General features: G+C 34.2%; 18 protein-coding genes. 3 read left to right on the top strand and 15 right to left on the bottom strand.

Translation table 11 applies throughout. The features are described from left to right. Window positions 1-348: 348 nt before the first annotated feature. On the top strand, window positions 349-1602 hold the full coding sequence (locus J3U16_RS00090) for a PTS ascorbate transporter subunit IIC (RefSeq protein ID WP_267342302.1): 1254 nt from the start codon (window positions 349-351) through the stop codon (window positions 1600-1602). Between the two features lie 41 nt (window positions 1603-1643). Here the strand turns inward: J3U16_RS00090 and argA are convergent, their stop codons facing one another. The 4 genes from argA to aroE all read right to left on the bottom strand — a co-directional run bounded on the left by argA (window position 1644) and on the right by aroE (window position 5173). After that, window positions 1644-2972 carry an amino-acid N-acetyltransferase gene (gene argA, locus J3U16_RS00085; RefSeq protein ID WP_065735021.1) on the bottom strand — a complete coding sequence of 443 codons (1329 nt, stop codon included), beginning with the start codon at window positions 2970-2972 and terminating at the stop codon, window positions 1644-1646. Between the two features lie 166 nt (window positions 2973-3138). Continuing rightward, complete coding sequence (gene aroL / locus J3U16_RS00080) at window positions 3139-3654, bottom strand: shikimate kinase AroL (protein WP_065561984.1); 516 nt, start codon at window positions 3652-3654, stop codon at window positions 3139-3141. 201 nt (window positions 3655-3855) lie between these two features. Next, window positions 3856-4209 (bottom strand): DUF1870 family protein, encoded by a 354-nt coding sequence (locus J3U16_RS00075; protein WP_065561983.1) that lies wholly within the window; start codon window positions 4207-4209, stop codon window positions 3856-3858. A 133-nt stretch (window positions 4210-4342) separates the two neighbouring features. Next, window positions 4343-5173 carry a shikimate dehydrogenase gene (gene aroE, locus J3U16_RS00070; protein WP_065735020.1) on the bottom strand — a complete coding sequence of 277 codons (831 nt, stop codon included), beginning with the start codon at window positions 5171-5173 and terminating at the stop codon, window positions 4343-4345. A 382-nt stretch (window positions 5174-5555) separates the two neighbouring features. Here aroE and rpmB point away from each other — a divergent pair, with 382 nt between their 5' ends. Continuing rightward, window positions 5556-5792, top strand: a complete 237-nt coding sequence (rpmB, locus tag J3U16_RS00065; RefSeq protein ID WP_025314527.1) for a 50S ribosomal protein L28 — start codon at window positions 5556-5558, stop codon at window positions 5790-5792. Between the two features lie 15 nt (window positions 5793-5807). After that, window positions 5808-5975 (top strand): 50S ribosomal protein L33, encoded by a 168-nt coding sequence (gene rpmG, locus J3U16_RS00060; RefSeq protein WP_034884348.1) that lies wholly within the window; start codon window positions 5808-5810, stop codon window positions 5973-5975. A 122-nt stretch (window positions 5976-6097) separates the two neighbouring features. Here rpmG and gltP read toward each other — a convergent pair whose 3' ends face one another. From gltP to J3U16_RS00005, 11 genes are all read right to left on the bottom strand, one after another. Then, window positions 6098-7408 carry a glutamate/aspartate:proton symporter GltP gene (gltP, locus tag J3U16_RS00055; protein WP_176713972.1) on the bottom strand — a complete coding sequence of 437 codons (1311 nt, stop codon included), beginning with the start codon at window positions 7406-7408 and terminating at the stop codon, window positions 6098-6100. Window positions 7409-7499: 91 nt separating this feature from the next. Then, the gene (gyrA, locus tag J3U16_RS00050; protein ID WP_065735014.1) at window positions 7500-10193 is read right to left on the bottom strand and encodes a DNA topoisomerase (ATP-hydrolyzing) subunit A; all 2694 of its coding nucleotides are present in this window, start codon (window positions 10191-10193) and stop codon (window positions 7500-7502) included. A 97-nt stretch (window positions 10194-10290) separates the two neighbouring features. Then, a complete protein-coding gene (locus tag J3U16_RS00045) occupies window positions 10291-10869 on the bottom strand; it encodes an SIS domain-containing protein (protein ID WP_065561979.1) in 579 nt (192 codons plus the stop codon). Window positions 10870-10885: 16 nt separating this feature from the next. Further along, window positions 10886-11260 carry a YraN family protein gene (locus J3U16_RS00040; RefSeq protein ID WP_065735146.1) on the bottom strand — a complete coding sequence of 125 codons (375 nt, stop codon included), beginning with the start codon at window positions 11258-11260 and terminating at the stop codon, window positions 10886-10888. Further along, window positions 11223-13076, bottom strand: a complete 1854-nt coding sequence (locus J3U16_RS00035) for a penicillin-binding protein activator (protein WP_267342300.1) — start codon at window positions 13074-13076, stop codon at window positions 11223-11225. The genes J3U16_RS00040 and J3U16_RS00035 overlap by 38 nt, the downstream gene beginning before the upstream one ends. A 20-nt stretch (window positions 13077-13096) precedes the next feature. After that, window positions 13097-14179 carry a 23S rRNA (cytidine(2498)-2'-O)-methyltransferase RlmM gene (rlmM, locus tag J3U16_RS00030; protein WP_065735012.1) on the bottom strand — a complete coding sequence of 361 codons (1083 nt, stop codon included), beginning with the start codon at window positions 14177-14179 and terminating at the stop codon, window positions 13097-13099. Between the two features lie 38 nt (window positions 14180-14217). Next, window positions 14218-15162, bottom strand: a complete 945-nt coding sequence (gene lpxL, locus J3U16_RS00025; protein ID WP_220225559.1) for an LpxL/LpxP family Kdo(2)-lipid IV(A) lauroyl/palmitoleoyl acyltransferase — start codon at window positions 15160-15162, stop codon at window positions 14218-14220. A gap of 240 nt (window positions 15163-15402) precedes the next feature. Continuing rightward, entirely contained in the window at window positions 15403-16197 is a 795-nt protein-coding gene (gene thyA, locus J3U16_RS00020; RefSeq protein ID WP_065735010.1) for a thymidylate synthase, read from the bottom strand. Further along, window positions 16194-17063, bottom strand: coding sequence for a prolipoprotein diacylglyceryl transferase (gene lgt, locus J3U16_RS00015; protein ID WP_267330935.1), 870 nt, complete (start codon window positions 17061-17063; stop codon window positions 16194-16196). The genes thyA and lgt overlap by 4 nt, the downstream gene beginning before the upstream one ends. Further along, window positions 17060-17632: an RNA pyrophosphohydrolase gene (rppH, locus tag J3U16_RS00010; protein ID WP_065735008.1), complete on the bottom strand. Its 573-nt coding sequence runs from the start codon at window positions 17630-17632 to the stop codon at window positions 17060-17062. Before rppH ends, lgt begins: the two co-directional genes overlap by 4 nt. A gap of 98 nt (window positions 17633-17730) precedes the next feature. Beyond that, window positions 17731-18291 carry a YgjV family protein gene (locus J3U16_RS00005; protein ID WP_065561971.1) on the bottom strand — a complete coding sequence of 187 codons (561 nt, stop codon included), beginning with the start codon at window positions 18289-18291 and terminating at the stop codon, window positions 17731-17733. Window positions 18292-18443 lie beyond the last annotated feature (152 nt).

The following is an 18443-nucleotide window of genomic DNA, read 5'->3' as shown; positions in this document are numbered from 1 at the left end:
TAAATTTTCTTTTTACCACAACGTGATCTCTCATTAATCGTTTTGACTTTAAAATCTCGCCTCTAAAATGATTTTTATCCGTTCAATGTAAATTAAGTAATTCAATATAGAACTCAAAACTTAATGAAATGGTATAGACTCCTCAATTATTTTTACAAATAAACGTCAATCAACCCAGAAAATCATCAACTAAAAAGTTTAATTAATGTTCCATAATCAAGATCAATAATTTGCTACCAATTGATTATTTGCATATTTCATTTGTTAATTTGTGATCCAAAACACAATTTGGAACGCTGTTTTAATTATAATGATCTTCAGTTTTGTTATTAAATTTGGAGCAAAAACATGGATCTTTTTCTAAATATATTTGGTCAGCCTGCTATCATAATTGCATTAGTTGCGTTCATTGGTTTGGTACTACAGAGAGCAAAACTTTCTAAAATTATTACTGGCACCCTACTTTCATTTATTGGTTTTGTGTTAATTAAAACGGGTGGAAAAATCTTAGGTGGTGTGTTAATTATGTTCAGTAACATGTTTACTCATGCATTTGGAATGCATGGGGTCGTACCAAGTAATGAAGCCATTACCGCATTGACGATGGAATCACTTGGTACTAGTGCCGCCTTTATCCTCTTTTTTGCGATGATAATTAATCTACTATTAGCAAGATTTACCCGTTTTAAATCGATTTATTTATCATTGCATTTAGTGCTATTCATGGCATTTTCATTTACCGCAGTTTTACAAGGTATGGGCTATAATGGCTATATCATTGTTGCAACTGGCGCAATGATTATTGGCCTTTATATGGCGATATTTCCAACTTTACTCTCTAAATTTAGCCGTACAATAATAGGGCATAATGATTATTGTATTGCCCATGCTGGTACAGTTTCATACTTATTAGGTTCCTATTTAGGTAAATGGCTAGGAAATAAAAAAAATGATATCGAAAAGATTAAAATAAATGATCGTTTTAGCTTTTTAAGGCAATCAGATGTTGCGACTTTTATTACCATGTTTGTTTTACTATGCTTATCCGGCGCTTTTTCATCCGCTGAGTATTTGAAAGAGATACTGAAAAACAATACGTTTATTATTTTTGCGTTGGAACAATCAGCTATTTTTGCCGGAGGACTCTATATTGCCAAAAAAGGGGTCGCTATTTTTACTGAAGAAATCATCCCAGCTTTTAAAGGATTTGCCCAAGTTGTCGCACCTGGTTGTGTGCCGGCGGTCGATCCAATGGTGTTTTTTGATAAAGCACCAAATTGTGTATTAGTTGGTTTTATTGTGAGTTTCTTTACTGAAATAGCTTGTGTGGTTGTTTTCCCCTTTATTGGTTTACCTATTATCATTCCCGGAATTATGGCAAGCTTCATCACTGGTGGAACAGCAGCAATATTTGGTAACTCAACAGGTGGAGCAAGAGGAGCGGTTATTGCCTCTTTCGTTAATGGTTTACTTTTATGTGTGTTGCCAGCCCTCGCATTACCTCTCTTTAAATTTTTAGGTGTTGAAGGTGTAACCTTTGCTGATCCTGATTTCACATCCTTATCGTTAATCACTGAATTTATTGTTAAGCTATTTAGTTAATCAAAAAGTCCGTTGCTGTAACGGACTTTTTCTCGATAAATTTAAATTAAATCAAACATTAATATTTTTGAATTTCTTTGATAATTATAGAGTTGTTTCTTTTTAATCGGTAGATCATCCACTTCAGCTGGATTAAAACCTTTTTCACGAAACCAATGAATGCTTCGAGTGGTAAGCACAAAGATTTTTTCTAATCCTAAATTATTAGCACTTTCTGAAATTTTTTCTAATAATAAATCACCGCGTGATGAGTTTCTATATTGCGGATGAATAGCCAAACAAGCCATTTCACCCATTTTTTCTTCTGGATAAGGGTAAAGCGCAGCACAGCCAATTGTCATATTATCACGTTCAATAATAGTGAATTTGTCAATTTCCATCTCTAATTGTTCTCGTGAACGTTTAACTAAGATACCCTGCTCTTCAAGTGGTCGAATCAGCTCCAATATCCCACCTATATCATTGATTGTTGCCAAGCGAACTTGCTCTGAATGTTCCATTGCAACTTGTGTACCAATACCATCGCGAGAAAACAATTCTTGCAAAATAGAGCCATCTACTAGATAACTAACTAAATGGCTACGACGGACGCCATTACGACATGCTTTGGATGCCGCACGCAAAAAACGAGCCTCACTAGATAGGTGTTTACCACATTCTTCTTTGCGATTAACATAATTATCAGCATCCACTGGGAACAGATCAGTTATTACATGATTTTGTTCATCAAGTACACCTTGTTCTGCACAAAAACTGATTAGTTTATCGGCTTTAAGTCGAATAGCTACTTCGGCTGCAACATCTTCTGACGATAAATTGAAACTTTCACCTGTAACTGACACACCTACAGGACCTAATAGTACAATCGAACCACGATTTAATTGCTCATCTATTGCTTCGTTATTAATTCGACGTATTTTACCTGTATGGCAATAATCAACACCATCATCAACACCTAATGGTTGTGCTATAACAAAATTACCACTAACCACATTAATATGTGCGCCTTGCAAAGGTGTATTATTTAAGCTCATTGATAAGCTGGCGGTAATATTAAGTTGTAATAACCCTGTTACCTGTTTAACTACATCTAGAGTTGGGCCATCAGTGATCCGAGTATTTTTATGGTATTTAGGTTTAATATTATGATTTTTCAGTGATTCATCTATTTGGTTACGCGCACCATTAACAATGACCAGTTTAATACCCAAGCTATGCAATAAACCAATGTCACTAATGATACTTGCATAATTATTACTTTTTAAAACTGCACCAGTTAATAAAATAACGAATGTTTTTCCTTGATGTGCATTAATATAAGGTACTGAATGCCTTAAACCATCAACGAGTTCAGTTGTTCTTTCTTTCATCGCACCACCACCCAAAATGAATATTTATTCAAATTTTTTGTATTTTTATTTATTTTTTATCCAATGGCAAGTCTTTTTTGAAAAATTCAAGAACATAAAATAGATAAAACTATTTTATAAAAATAGCTTAGCGAATAGTTAATGGAAGATAATGAAAGAAGTAGAGTTAATGATTTTTCAGTTTTTCAATCATTTGATTTAGAATTAAATTTTCATCTTGATCAACATCTACAATATGATGAGCAGCATCATGATATAAAGGCAAACGTTCAGCAAGAACTTTCTCCATTTCGTCAGAAATTGATAAACCCGTTAATGATGGTCGTTGAGCAATATTAGGATCTTTCATCAAGCGAGCTGCTAATATTTCAGCAGGCGCAGATAGAAATATGACGACACCATTTTGCTTCATAAACTGTCGATTTTTCTCAGCTAATACCATACCGCCACCAGTTGCAATAACGCGATTTGGCTTAGCGGTATCAATAAGGACTTGGCTTTCTCTAGCACGAAAACCCTCCCAACCTTCTTTTTCTACAATCTCAGCAACCGTTTTTTGCGTGGTTTCAAGTAAATGACAATCTGTATCGATAAAAGAAAATGATAACTCTTTGGCTAACATTTTACCCATTGTTGTTTTGCCAGCAGCTCTTGCGCCAACTAAAAAAATTATTTTTTTCATTTTGGGCCCTTCTTGATATACAGATCTTAAAATAAGTTATTTATGTATGCTAGTGATTCATTTTTATTTTTGCAATATTTTTTTACAATTTGATTTTATTATCCATATGATTTAATGAATAATAATATCCAAAAAAGTGTAAATAATTTAATGCAATTTACCTAGCATTCTTTAAACATAATCTAGCGTTGAGCATAACAATCAACACAACTTTTCTAAACCTCTAAAATAAAGTTCAGTAGCAATCGATTGATGCAATCGCCATTGAATCACATCTAATTCAGGATTCACTTTTTTAAACTCTTGGTATGTCATGAAATATCGAATGGTATTACTTCCAACACGATCATTAATACTATTGATAATCAGTTTTATTTTTTCACTACGAAGATTTTTTAATTCTTTCATTGTAGTTGCGACATTTTCAGGAACAGGTAAAACTCCGTTTTCCCAATCATGCCAAGTTTTTACGTCCGTTTTACCAATATACTCACTTGCCTCTGATACTTTTAGCATCAGAAAACGGCGAAATGCTTGTAACTCTAAATTAGTCATAAATACTCCCTTTTAATCACATTTTAAATTTATTAATCACTTTAACAATCTTAGCCGATTTAATAAATTTTTAAGATGAAGATTAAATATTCAGTCACCATCCCAATTGAATGAGATGGTTAATTTTAAGCTTTTATTTACCTGATAAAGCATCAATCACAGCTTGTTTTGCTCTATCTGAAAGCTCTTTTCCTGTCCAAATTTTAAATTGAGCATTTGCTTGACCAATAAACATCTCACGTCCAGAAATCGATTCCCATCCTGCTTTTTCAGCTTCTTGTCTAAACTTCGTGTTATATGGTGTGTACACAATATCGTAAGCTATGCCTTTACCTTTAAACCATGCTTGTTCATAAGGAGTTTGATCTTCAAATTTACCTTGCATACCTAATGGAGTAGAGTTGACAATAATCTGTGCTTCAACTTTATCTCTATCTGCCCAAGCTACCGTTTTAAGATTAAATTCTTTAGCTAATGCTTCGGGTAAATCAGTGACAATATCGGTAACTGTTATATCACTATATCCAAGATCTTGTAATCCAACAACCGCCGCACGTGCTGCACCGCCCGCCCCAAGTATTAACACTTTTTTATATTCAGCTGGTAATTTCTTTTGCGCTAGTGGTTGCATAAAACCAATAATATCGGTGTTATCGCCACAAAGCTTATCACCATCCCAATAAACTAAATTAGCTGCACCCGCTTTTTTAACATGATCAGTGACTTCATCTAAATAAGGAATAATAGTTTGTTTGTGAGGGATCGTAACGCACAAACCACGGATATTTAGTAATCGTACTGATTTAAAAAGTGTCGCAATTTCCTCTGGTGGTGTAGGAAAAGGTACAAGTACGGCAGGAATACCATAATCTTGGAAAGATGTAGTATGAATAAGTGGGCTCATACTATGCCCCAAAGGATAACCGATAATGCCATAGATGCTATATGGCGTAAACTGACTCATACTATCTCCTTGAAAGTAAATAAATTCAGACTAATAGATGAAATTTAAAATCCATAGTATTAAAACACAGTTATTATAAGATTAAATCGTTTTATATTGAACAAAAACAATCTAAATTATGAGATAATTATTTCGTCATAATAATGAATTTAGAATTATTAATCTTTTTCAATTAAAAACTTATTTTTAAGCTTAGATAAGATAATGCTTGAGAATTTACCTGTAAAAGCGTATACTTCGCTACCTCATTATTATGGGTGTAGTGTGAGAGGTTAGACTGCTTCTCAAATAGAACTGCAGCAAACTAAAAGCCTGACGAGGTTAATTCCATTAACATATTACGCCCAAGGCTTAAGCATAGAAATTTCGGAGAATTATTGACATGTCACGAGTATGCCAAGTAACAGGAAAAGGTCCTTTAGTGGGAAATAATCGTTCTCATGCGATGAATGCTACTAAACGTCGTTTTCTACCAAATCTTCAAACTCACCGTTTTTGGGTTGAGAGTGAAAAACGTTTTGTAAAATTACGTATATCTGCTAAAGGTATGCGAACTATCGATAAAAAGGGTATTGATGCAGTTTTAGCTGAACTTCGTGCCCGTGGTGAAAAGTACTAATAAGGAAACCATATCATGGCTAAAGGTGTACGTGAGAAAATTAGATTAGTTTCTTCTGCTGGTACCGGTCATTTTTATACCACTAGCAAAAATAAAAGAACAATGCCTGAAAAAATGGAGATCAAAAAATACGATCCTGTTGTTCGTCAGCACGTTGTTTATAAAGAAGCTAAAATTAAATAATTTTACTTTTAAATAAAAAACCCAGCTTAGCTGGGTTTTTTTATATCTATGTTTGTGATAATTAGATTAAATTAATAAAAAAGCTCCAGTTTCAACTGAAGCTTTATAAATTAAATGATGTCTTATTTTAAATATTCTTGCTCATATGCTCTTGCTTTTTTATCATCAAAAGCATGTTCCCAGCGGGCTATAACGATAGCAGCCAATGCATTACCCACAACATTAACTACTGTTCTACCCATATCTAAAATACGCTCAACACCCATAATATAACCAATACCCTCGATTGGAATACCAACACTACCAAGTGTAGCTGATAACACTAAAATTGAAGCACCTGGTACACCAGCGATCCCTTTTGATGCTATCATCAATGTTATAACAATGATAATTTGATCCAGAATGCTTAAATCCATACCAAATAATTGCGCGAGAAAAATAACAGTTATACTTTGATATAGTGTTGAACCATCAAGATTAAATGAATATCCAGTAGGGATAACAAAACTCGTAATTGCTTTCGGTGCACCATAAGCTTCCATTTTTTCAATGATCTTAGGCAAAGCTGTTTCAGAGCTTGCAGTTGAAAACGCAATGACGAGTTCTTCTTTCAATATTTTTAATAAGGTAAAAATATTAAATCGGCACAATTTACAAACTAAACCTAATATGACCAAGGTAAATATAATCATTGCTGAATAAACGGTTAAAATCAATTTCAGTAATGGCAATAATGAAGCGAATCCATATTTGGCAACAGTTACCGTGATTAATGCAAATACCCCAATAGGTGCGTAACGCATAATCATATTAGTGACTTTAAACATTGTATCTGATACCACTTTTAACAAGAATAAAAATGGATCACGCTGTTTATCCGGTAGCGACATTAAGCCTAAGCCAAAAAAGACACAGAAGAAGATAACAGGTAAAACTGCACCATCAGACATTGCTTTAAAGATATTAGCTGGAATCATGTCTAAAATCATAACAATTAAACCGTGAGGTTTACCGCTAAGTTCTTCAGCTGCTTTAGTATATTTACTAATATCTGCTGAGGCTAACGTTGAAGAATCAATTCCCGCGCCAGGTGCAAAGAAATTTCCCCAAAAAAGACCTAACAAAATAGCAATAGTAGTAATAATTTCAAAATAAAGAATAGTTTTAAAACCAAGCATTCCTAAACGTTTTGAACCACCAATGCCTGCTATACCTAACGTTAACGTACTAAGAATAATTGGTAATACAATCATCTTGATTAAGCGGATAAAGATATCACCTGCTGGTTGGAAAATATTAACAATTGCAAATTGATAATATGAATGTAATTCATGATTAGGATCAGCTAATTCATATAGAAAAGCACCTGCCACTACACCTAAGACCAAGGCAATTAAAATTTGCCAAGCAAGATTAGTTACAACTTTTTTTATAGAGAAAGACATGTAATTCTATTCCTTGTCGTGGTTTTCGAAAACAAAAAAGGATTAGTCTGTGTGGCTAATCCTTTTTTATAATTAAAAATTATTCTTCGGATTCTTGAGCGGAATCATCACTATCATAAGCCTCTTGGGACAATTCCGATTCATCATCATCTTCCGTTTCAGCAATTCGTTGTAATCCGACCACTTTTTCGTTTTCGGCTGTTCGAATTAAGGTTACCCCTTGAGTGTTTCGGCCCACTATGCTTACTTCAGATACACGAGTACGTACTAAGGTACCAGCATCAGTAATAAGCATGATTTGGTCAGTTTCTTCAACTTGTACTGCACCAACTACTGCACCGTTTCGTTCACTCACTTTAATAGAGATAACCCCTTTTGTAGCGCGTGATTTAGTTGGATATAATTCTTGTTCAGTACGTTTTCCATAACCATTTTGAGTTGCAGTTAAGATTGCACCATTTCCTCGAGGAACAATTAGTGATACAACTTTATCATCACCTTCTAATTTAATACCTCGAACACCTGTCGCTGTTCGTCCCATGCAACGAACTTTATTCGCTGGGAATCGAACCACTTTACCATTAGCAGAGAATAACATAATGTCTTCGGTGTTAGAGATTTGAGAGACTTCATCATCACTATCTGTATCTTCAACAACCACATCATCGTTTAGTTCTTCATCATCAACGATATCAGATGTTTCATTACTTGTTAAATCAACACCAATAAGTTCATCATCATCACGTAAGTTAATAGCAATTATGCCACCGCTTCGAGGACGACTAAATTCAATTAGGGAGGTTTTCTTAACCGTACCTTGTGCTGTTGCCATAAATACACAATGTTCATCATCAAATTCACGAACAGGTAGAATTGCTGTAATGCGTTCATCAGCTTCTAGCGGTAATAAATTAATAATTGGACGACCTCGAGAACCTCGGCTGGCTTCTGGTAATTGATACACTTTCATCCAATATAAACGGCCACGGCTAGAGAAACAAAGTATAGTATCGTGAGTATTAGCAACTAATAACTTCTCAACAAAATCTTCTTCTTTAATTTTTGTTGCCGATTTACCTTTACCACCTCGACGTTGCGCTTCATAATCAGATAGCGGTTGATATTTCACATAACCTTGATGAGAAAGTGTAACTACAACATCTTCCTGAGCAATTAAGTCTTCAATATTGATATCAGCGCTGCTTGCAGTAATTTCTGTTCTTCTTGCATCTTGGAATTGATCGCGAACCGCTTCAAGCTCTTCACGAATAACTTCCATTAATCTTTCAGGGCTTGCAAGGATATGGAGTAAACCACTAATTTGAATTAGTAACTCTTTATATTCATCAAGAATTTTTTCGTGTTCAAGTCCGGTTAATCGATGTAAACGAAGATCTAAGATAGCTTGAGCTTGAGCTTCTGAAAGATAATAATGGCCATCTCGAATACCAAACTCTGGCGCTAAATCTTCCGGTCGAGCAGCATCATTACCAGCTTTTTCAAGCATTGCAGCAACATTACCTAGTTGCCAAGCTTGCGATAATAGTTTAGCTTTAGCTTCCGAAGGCGTAGCCGCGGCACGGATTAATTCAATTACAGGATCTATATTAGCTAATGCAATAGCTAAACCTTCCAATACATGTGCACGTTCACGAGCTTTACGAAGTTCATAAATAGTTCGACGCGTTACCACTTCACGGCGGTGAAGAACAAACGCTTCGATCATTTCTCTTAAATTTAATAGTTTTGGTTGGCCTTTATGTAAAGCCACCATATTAATACCAAAAGAAACTTGTAGTTGAGTTAATGAAAAAAGATTATTTAAAACAACTTCACCAACGGCATCGCGTTTAATCTCAATAACAATACGCATACCATCTTTGTCTGATTCATCGCGCAGTGCTGAAATGCCTTCAATTTTTTTATCTTTGACTAACTCTGCAATCTTCTCGATTAATTTTTTCTTATTAACTTGATAAGGAATTTCATTAACAATAATCGTTTCACGACCAGTGTGATCATCAACTTCAACCGTTGCTTTAGAACGAATATAAATGATACCACGACCAGTTCGATAGGCATTTTCAATACCTTTACGCCCATTAATTAATGCTGCGGTAGGAAAATCTGGACCTTTAATATACTCCATTAAACCATCGACAGAGATATTTTCATCTTCAATGAATGCCAAGCAGCCATTAATCACTTCAGCTAAATTATGAGGAGGAATATTAGTTGCCATACCAACTGCAATACCCGATGAACCGTTAATGAGTAAATTAGGAATTCGAGTTGGAAGGACATCAGGGATCATTTCTGATCCATCATAGTTTGGCGAGAAGTCTACGGTTTCTTTGTCAAGATCTGTCAACAATGCCCCTGCAAATTTTTGCATACGAATTTCGGTATAACGCATTGCAGCAGCAGAGTCGCCGTCAACAGAACCAAAGTTACCTTGACCATCAACAAGCATATAACGTAATGAGAATGGTTGTGCCATACGAACGATAGTGTCATAAACAGCAGAATCACCATGTGGATGATATTTACCGATTACATCCCCGACAACACGAGCAGATTTTCGGTAAGGTTTATTCCAGTCGTATCCAGCTTCATGCATAGCAAATAAAACTCGTCTGTGGACGGGTTTTAGTCCGTCACGTACATCAGGCAAAGCACGCCCGACGATAACAGACATTGCATAATCAAGATAAGAGGATTTTAATTCGTCTTCAATATTGACGGGAGTTATTTCTTTGGCTAGTTCGGTCATAACACCATGTTCTCTTATTAATTTAAATCTTAAAATAGCTTATAATTATAGCACAAAAATAGCTATTAATGCAGAACTAAACTGTTTTTATTTCAACTTATTCTGTATGAATAAACAAAGTATTTTCAATTAATTGGCATAAACAGTTCAAAATCATTGTGTGCATTTCGTAGGCCATCACCTTTTTGTAAGATGGAATTCTGATTTCAATATCATTCTGACCAAGCAATCCGATTACTTCACCGCCATCAAATGCGGTTAATGCAACAATTTTCATATCTTTTATCACAGCTTCTTGGACGGCACGAATAATTGAACGACTATTACCTTCACAAGTGGATATAATCAAAATATCACCTTGTTGCCCTAAAGCTTGAATTTGCCTCGCATATATCTCTTCATGATTTGATATCGCACTTAACAAAACATTATCCGAAACTAAAGCAATAGCAGGAATACTTGGCCTTTCAATGTCAAGACTTGTAATTAAGCGTGAAGTAAAGCTTTGTACATTCGCTGCCGCAGCCCCATTACCACATCCCATAATTTTATTACCATTAAGTAATCCACCAACAATAATATTAGCTGCTTTTTCAATTGAAGAGCCTAGTGATTCCGCCATCACTATTTGAGTTTGAATACTTTCAGTAAAATAATTTTTTATTAAATCTTGCACGTTTTTCACCTAACCATTAAAACGCATTAACTATCCATTTTTGATCTTTGCCCGTTATGGCAAAAACATCAAATCTAAACTCTGTTTCTTCAATATTAAAGTTATTCTCTAACATCCAAAGTTGTGCAGCTTGTTTAATTTTAGATTGTTTATTAAACGATATTGTCATTTCAGCTTCACCAAAATGGGCATTTTTTCTATATCTAACTTCAATAAAGACCAAGCAGGTTTTGTCTCGCATAATTAAATCAATTTCACCAATTTGGTATAGGCTATTTTGTTCCAATAATACAAGTCCTTGCTTGGTTAAAAATTGGCAAGCTAATTGTTCATAATACTTACCAATTTTTTTACTATTCGCTTTGCTGTGAGGACTGATCAGATGCTTCATAAACATATTCTTGCCAAGAAAGTGATCGCGTTACTTCGCATTGATTACTTGTTGACAATTTACCGGTCATACCATCTAAAAAATTAGGTTGATAAGAATCCAATTGATTGAAACGATTAGCGAGTCTCCATGCATCAATACCCATAGCGTATAATCGAGTTAAAGAATAATCTTTTTGAATATTGCCAGGGATAAGGGAAGACATTCTATCAGATGACTTAATAATCAATGGAATATCAGCATACTCAGTTTTATTCATATCATAGTTAAAATCATTTGAAGCGCTTGCTACATGGCTTTTAGAACTAGAATAAAGTGTAACTGATGATGACCCATTACCAATAGTTTTGCCCGCGCCCAAATCAAGCATTGGTTTTATTAACGTTAATTCGTCATATGATGCATAAACATAAATCGCATCAAAACCAGCGGAACTTGATGATGTTGTAGCACTACCATCATCAAAAGAGACTGGACGGCCAGTTAAACTTATTCCACTATTATGATTCATATTGCCTCTCAAAGTACCGATACTACCGACATATTGGACATAAGCTTGAGAACCATTAGCAATTTGTGACCATTGTTTAGCAAAACTTTTAGCAACTCGTCTACCTAAATCAGTTTGTGGAACAATTAACAGTGGTTTTTGCTTATTTTGAGCAAAAATATGGTCAGCCGCATCTTTTGCTTCATCTTCAGGAGATAATGCGAAGAAACACATCTTATTAGAGGAAACAGTACCATCATCCACTTTATTTAATGCTAAAACAGGAATAGAAGGTGCTAACTGTTTTATTTTAATGACTTCTTCTTTCAACAATGGACCAACAATTAATTCAACATTTTGTGCTTGAGCTTGTTCAATTAAGCTTTCCATTGGTAATGATGTGGTATCTAAAACAACAACATTTTGTTGCGGTTCTTGTGGATAAAATTTAACAGCATCAACATAACCTTGACGAATTGTATTACCAAATATACGAGAAGAACCATTTAAAGGTAATAATAAAGCAACTGTTTTCGTATTTACATTATCAACTGAAAGCTTTTGGCCACCTACTAGCGCCGAAACAATCTCTTGGGCTGGATGATTTGGATATCTTGATGACCAATCTTCAATAGCTTGTTTTAATTGTGCACTTTGACTACTATTTGTTGCATCAACAACATCAGTACTATCACCTGACTGAGCTAATGCTTTTTTATTATTACTTTTATATGTATAACTTAAATCAATCCAACCTTTTAATATTACTTCATTTTCAAGGGCAGAAATTTGGCTTATTTGACTTGCAGATAATTTGCTAAAGAATTTCCAAGTATTATTTAATATCTGCTTTTGATGTTTCTCAGGGGCAAATTTTTGTAAAGACAAATAATCATGAGCTTGTTCATTTATATTTCTAGCTTTGCGATCTAAAGCTAATTTTATTGAATAATAACGATATGATTGTGAATCATTTAATTTATCAGCAGATAGTTGATTAATATTAAATGGCTGTCCTTTTCTGACCGCTATTTCGCCTTGAGATAACAATTGGTCTTTTTGTTGTTCAGCATTAAGATTCGCAGGAAGCTCAGATAATAATTTGTTTGCTTGAGACAATTTATTCTCATTTATTAAAGCCCGCACAGCTAACAATTGCCAATCGATTTTGGCATTTCCTGAACTTGATTCAGCTTGCGACAAATAATAATTGGAATCTTTAGTCTCATCATATTTACCACTTTTCGATAAGCTGAGATTACAGCCAATTAAAAGCGAAAATAATGCTAACATAACAATAGCATAAAAGGATTGTTTTAATTTCATACCCATTCTCTTATAAATTTTCATCCCCAAATTCGTTGCACATGAACAGTAACTTCCTCACGATCGTGATAAAGCTGCTTAGCCTGAATTTGTACATTGATTTGATTATTATTTAGTTCTTTTATTAGTAATTGTAAATTTTGTTTTACTTCTTCATAACGTTTTTTCATTGGCAACTTGAGATTAAAAATTGTCTCTCGGCACCAACCATTAATAAGCCACTTGGCAATTAATTCTGTTACTTTGGCTGGTTTTTCAACCATATCACACACTAGCCAATAAATATTATGCTTTTTAGGTATAAATTTGAAGCCATCTTCACGATAATGTTTAACTTGCCCTGACTCCATAAGTTTTTCATTCATCGGACCATTATCTATAGCATATACCATCATGCTTCTTTTGACTAATTGATAAGTCCATCCTCCAGGACATGCACCTAAATCAACTGCATTTAAACCACCTTTTAGCCGTTCATCCCACTCTTCATAAGGAATAAAAATATGAAAAGCTTCTTCTAGTTTTAACGTGGAACGGCTTGGGGCATCAGCAGGAAATTTTAATCTTGGTATTCCCATATAAAAAGGTGAATTATTTTGACTTAAGGAATATCCTACATAACAACTATTATTGTTAATGAATAATAGATGAATTACTGGCCGTGATGGATTTTGAACTTTTAAAAGGATGCGCTTATTTCGTAAAGCTTGTCGAAGAGGAACTGTAAATTTCCGACAAAATCCTGCTAATTGTTTACCTTCATTCGTATCAGCAACTTCGACACGCAAATCACCTGCTTTATCAACAATACCAGATAATGCCTCGATTATTGGAGTGATACGATCTTCTGTTGGTAAATTATCTAATAAATCACCTGCAACAAACATTTGTCTGGCAAAAATCAGTGTTCGAAATGAAATTTCTTTAATCAATAATTGAGCATCACCATCTTGGTAACATTCAAATATTATATAACCACTATTTTCTTTAACTTTCGCAAATCCAAATATCTCTTTTTGTGCGGCCCTATCAGTTATTTCTGCCGCACATTCTTTTTCGAATCCAGGCCGGCAATACAAAATTATTTTATTTAGTTTTTGCATATCGTATCTTATCGTTTTTCACAATCGAATTTGTTAAATTAATCTGATTGAACTTTATCAGTATATAAAGGAGCATCCCCTTTGGGACGAGTTTTAAATCGTCGATGCAACCACATATATTGTTCTGGTGCTTTAAGAATTTCCTGTTCAATTGCTTTATTCATAAACGTGGCCGCTTGAACATCATCATCGATAGGATATCCCTTAAGTTCAGGAGTCACATAAACGGTATAATGACCTTTTGTTTCACGTTTAGGGGTGAAAGGTATAATTGCTGGTTGGCCTAATTTAACTAAAATTCGAGTCCCTATTGTGGTTGCGGCTTTTTCGACAGCAAAAAGTGGAGCAAATACACTATTTTTAGGGCCATAATCATGATCAGGTGCATACCATAACAATTCACCATTTTTTAGTGCTCTAATCATGCCTTTAGTATTATAGCGATCCAACATATATTTGTTTGATTTTAAACGTCCTTTTAATTGAATATAATCCATAACCGGATTATCGTTTGGTCGATAGACACCAACACCAGGATGACTCATTCCTAAAATACGTGCACCTAGTTCTAACGTTAAAAAATGAATCCCAATTAATAGAACACCTTGTCCAGATTGTTGTATGCGAGTGATATGCGAATCACCTACAATTGAAGAGTGTTTAGCAAGTCTTTTATCTGACCAAAACCAAGCCATACCCGTTTCAAATATAGCAAGTCCAGTTGAAATAAAATTATCTCTTAATATTTTATCGCGTTCTTGATCAGTTTTTTCAGGAAAACATAGTTTCAAGTTCTGTTTTGCGGTTTCTTTACGCTTACCGATTAACTTCATTGAAAGCAATCCTAAGCCTTTTCCTATTTGATAAATTATTGGATATGGCAACAATACGATTAGATATAAAATACTAATACCAAACCACGTTAACCAGTAACGAGGATGTAATAACCGTTTTGTAAAAGTAGGATGAATTTCTTGACTCATATTAAGATTAAATAACAATTTAAACAAAGTGAATTATTATATACCAATCTTGAATTAAGCGGCAGAAAAATAAAATAATTAAGCATGATGGAACATCATTTTATTAATAGATTTTTTTGTAAAGATAATGTTTTAAAAAAGATGTTAGGGATTAAATTGATTAATCCCTATTCTATAATTTTTAGTAATTATTAAATTGAAATACGCTCAAAAAGGCCGCTCCTCAACTTTTTTTTAATTTTAAATAGCTACTGGCGCTTTAATTGCAGGATAAGGGTCATAGCCAACAATTTCGAAATCTTCAAACTCATAATCAAAAATTGTAGGTGGCTTACGTTTAATAACCAGTTTAGGCAATGGTTTCGGTTCACGACTTAATTGTAAATGGGTCTGTTCCATATGATTAGAATAAAGATGTGTGTCTCCACCAGTCCAAACAAAATCACCGACTTCTAAATCACACTGCTGAGCTATCATGTGAACGATTAACGAATAACTGGCAATGTTAAATGGTAATCCTAAAAATACATCACATGAACGCTGGTAGAGTTGACACGATAGTTTACCTTGAGCAACATAAAACTGAAAAAAAGCATGACATGGCGCTAATGCCATCTGATCAAGTTCGCCAACATTCCATGCAGAAACGATCATTCGTCTTGAATCAGGATCATGTTTAATTTGTTCAATTACTTGAGAGATTTGATCTATCTGACGACCATCGGCGGCTCCCCAAGCACGCCATTGTTTACCATAAACTGGGCCAAGATCACCATTTTCATCCGCCCATTCATCCCATATCGTTACTTTATTATCTTTTAAATAATTAATATTGGTATCACCTTTAAGAAACCAAAGCAATTCATAGATAATTGAACGTAAATGACATTTTTTTGTTGTTACCAACGGAAAGCCATCTTGCAAATTAAATCGCATTTGATGACCAAAGATCGATAATGTACCTGTCCCTGTTCGATCTGATTTAGGTGTTCCCTCATCTAAAATTTTTTGCATTAATGCTAAATATTGTTTCATTTTGAGATAACCTTATTGTTAAATCTATATGCATATAAAAGGATCAAAATTCCACCGATAATCATTGGTAGACAGAGAATTTGCCCCATACTAATAAAATTCAAAAATAATCCTAACTGTTCATCTGGTTGTCTGAAGAACTCTATGATGAATCTGAATATTCCATAGCAAACCAAAAATAGCCCTGACACAGCACCTGTTGGACGTGGTTTACGGATAAAAAGGTTCAAGATAATAAATAAGACTATACCTTCAAATACCATTTCATAAAGTTGTGATGGGTGTCTTGGTAAAACACCATTTAATTGGCTATATAAAGAAAACCATTCGGGATGTGATTGTACAAACATAAAATCGGCATGAGTCGAAGTCGGAAATAACATACCAATTGATGAGTTAGTTACACGTCCCCAAAGTTCACCGTTGATAAAATTACCAAAACGACCAAACATCAAACCGATCGGAACTAACGGTGCAACAAAATCGGCTACTTGCATAAATGTTTTTTGGTTCTTTTTAGCAAATATAGCAATTACGCAAATTGCACCAATCAATCCACCATGGAAAGACATGCCGCCTTCCCAAACTCGAAATAAGATTGCAGGCTCATCAATAAAAGCATCAAAGTTATAAAATAATATATAGCCTAATCGTCCACCAATGAAGAGACCTAAAAATCCCCAGAAGAGTAAATTTTCAACTTGTTGCGATGTCCAATTACTATTTGGTTTGTTAGCTCGTCGCTTAGCTAAATATAAGGCGCCAAGTATGCCAAATAAATACATTGCACCGTACCAGTGTAAGGTAATAGGTCCGATTGAAAAAGCAATTGGATCAAAATTGGGGAATTGTAAAAATTGATTCATTTTTTAACACGCTGTTTATTTTTTCGTTTATGAGTAAAGAAGTTAAATCGTTTTTTCTTAGAAAGATTTGTTATAGGATCTTCTATGTCAGATTGTATAGTAAAAACAGGCAAAGAAAACTCTTTCATCGCCTTACGATATACATCACGCTTAAAAGCAATAACCTGCCTTATAGGATACCAATAACTTACCCACTTCCAATCATCAAATTCTGGCGTTGGTGAAATATTTAAGTTTATTACCGATGTATCAGAAATTAATTCTAATAAAAACCACTTCTGCTTTTGGCCGATACATACAGGCTGATTATCCCAACGAATCATTCGTTTAGGTAGTTTATACCTTAGCCAGCCATTGGTAACCGACAAAATTCTTACATCTTTGGGTTGTAATCCTACTTCTTCATTAAGTTCACGAAACATTGCTTGTTCAGGTGTTTCGTTTAGTTTTATTCCGCCCTGAGGAAATTGCCAAGAGTTTTGCCCATAACGTCGAGCCCAAAGTACTTGACCATACCTGTTACAAATAACGATTCCTACATTTGGACGGTAGCCATCATTATCAATCACTGACTACCTCAAAAATTTATTTTTTTATATAGCTGAATTGTTTCATACATACACTAATAAATAAATAGGAAAATGATATTAATCGTCTAAATCTAATATTATATGCGAGATTTTTGAGATAATTTAATAATAGTAATAATATTAATTAGCGCAAATGTAATCTCTATCGCTAAGCTTCCTAAAGAGCCTATCCATAAACTATAAATGATCCATAAAGCACTACTCAATAATATAAGTAATCGCATCTTTTGTTGTTCAAATCGAAATAGCGCAATGGTTACTAATGTCGTTCCAATAACCGAGAAATAATTAATGAATTGCTTCCAATCCGGCGTTGTAAAAAAATAAAATATCCACATCAATGCAATAAAGAAAAACATTGCTAAAAAATTCTTAGTATAAGTAGAAGTCACATTCCTAAAAATATTTACAATATTGAGTATAGCAGCAGGATAGGATTCAGGACCTAATAAATAAAAATGCAGCGTCATAATGACGTTAACAATCGTTAATTGCCATCGGAATGCATTATCATTACGTTGCAAAAAGGCACTAACACCGACAAGATAACCTAATATACCAATTAGTTGAGGAACTGTTGTGTATTTTTCAATAAAATCTGAACCAAAAAATTGATATAAAAAGTTTAAATTATCCACTGTTTACTCCTTAGACAAATGGATCTGAATAGTAAATGATTCATGAATATACTTTTACTAATTGTAGAATGCAAAAAAGCCCAGCATTGCTGCTGGGCTTTCGCTCTAATTTAAAAGTCTGGCGGCACCCTACTCTCACATGGGTAATACCC

It is taken from the genome of Gilliamella sp. B3023, from assembly GCF_026536845.1.
GTDB lineage: Bacteria > Pseudomonadota > Gammaproteobacteria > Enterobacterales > Orbaceae > Gilliamella > Gilliamella apicola_E.
Note: the sequence above shows the minus strand (reverse complement) of the source record. Positions and strands in the feature narration are given on the sequence as shown.

What these genes read in the sequence shown, in the direction of transcription:
- lgt (WP_267330935.1), bottom strand. Translation starts at nt 17,063, where the DNA reads ATGAATCAATTTTTACAATTCCCCAATTTTGATCCAATTGCTTTTTCA.
- J3U16_RS00090 (WP_267342302.1), top strand. Translation starts at nt 349, where the DNA reads ATGGATCTTTTTCTAAATATATTTGGTCAGCCTGCTATCATAATTGCA.
- rpmG (WP_034884348.1), top strand. Translation starts at nt 5,808, where the DNA reads ATGGCTAAAGGTGTACGTGAGAAAATTAGATTAGTTTCTTCTGCTGGT.
- J3U16_RS00075 (WP_065561983.1), bottom strand. Translation starts at nt 4,209, where the DNA reads ATGACTAATTTAGAGTTACAAGCATTTCGCCGTTTTCTGATGCTAAAA.
- argA (WP_065735021.1), bottom strand. Translation starts at nt 2,972, where the DNA reads ATGAAAGAAAGAACAACTGAACTCGTTGATGGTTTAAGGCATTCAGTA.
- J3U16_RS00040 (WP_065735146.1), bottom strand. Translation starts at nt 11,260, where the DNA reads ATGAAGCATCTGATCAGTCCTCACAGCAAAGCGAATAGTAAAAAAATT.
- aroE (WP_065735020.1), bottom strand. Translation starts at nt 5,173, where the DNA reads ATGAGTCAGTTTACGCCATATAGCATCTATGGCATTATCGGTTATCCT.
- rpmB (WP_025314527.1), top strand. Translation starts at nt 5,556, where the DNA reads ATGTCACGAGTATGCCAAGTAACAGGAAAAGGTCCTTTAGTGGGAAAT.
- aroL (WP_065561984.1), bottom strand. Translation starts at nt 3,654, where the DNA reads ATGAAAAAAATAATTTTTTTAGTTGGCGCAAGAGCTGCTGGCAAAACA.
- lpxL (WP_220225559.1), bottom strand. Translation starts at nt 15,162, where the DNA reads ATGAGTCAAGAAATTCATCCTACTTTTACAAAACGGTTATTACATCCT.
- J3U16_RS00035 (WP_267342300.1), bottom strand. Translation starts at nt 13,076, where the DNA reads ATGAAATTAAAACAATCCTTTTATGCTATTGTTATGTTAGCATTATTT.
- gyrA (WP_065735014.1), bottom strand. Translation starts at nt 10,193, where the DNA reads ATGACCGAACTAGCCAAAGAAATAACTCCCGTCAATATTGAAGACGAA.
- rlmM (WP_065735012.1), bottom strand. Translation starts at nt 14,179, where the DNA reads ATGCAAAAACTAAATAAAATAATTTTGTATTGCCGGCCTGGATTCGAA.
- thyA (WP_065735010.1), bottom strand. Translation starts at nt 16,197, where the DNA reads ATGAAACAATATTTAGCATTAATGCAAAAAATTTTAGATGAGGGAACA.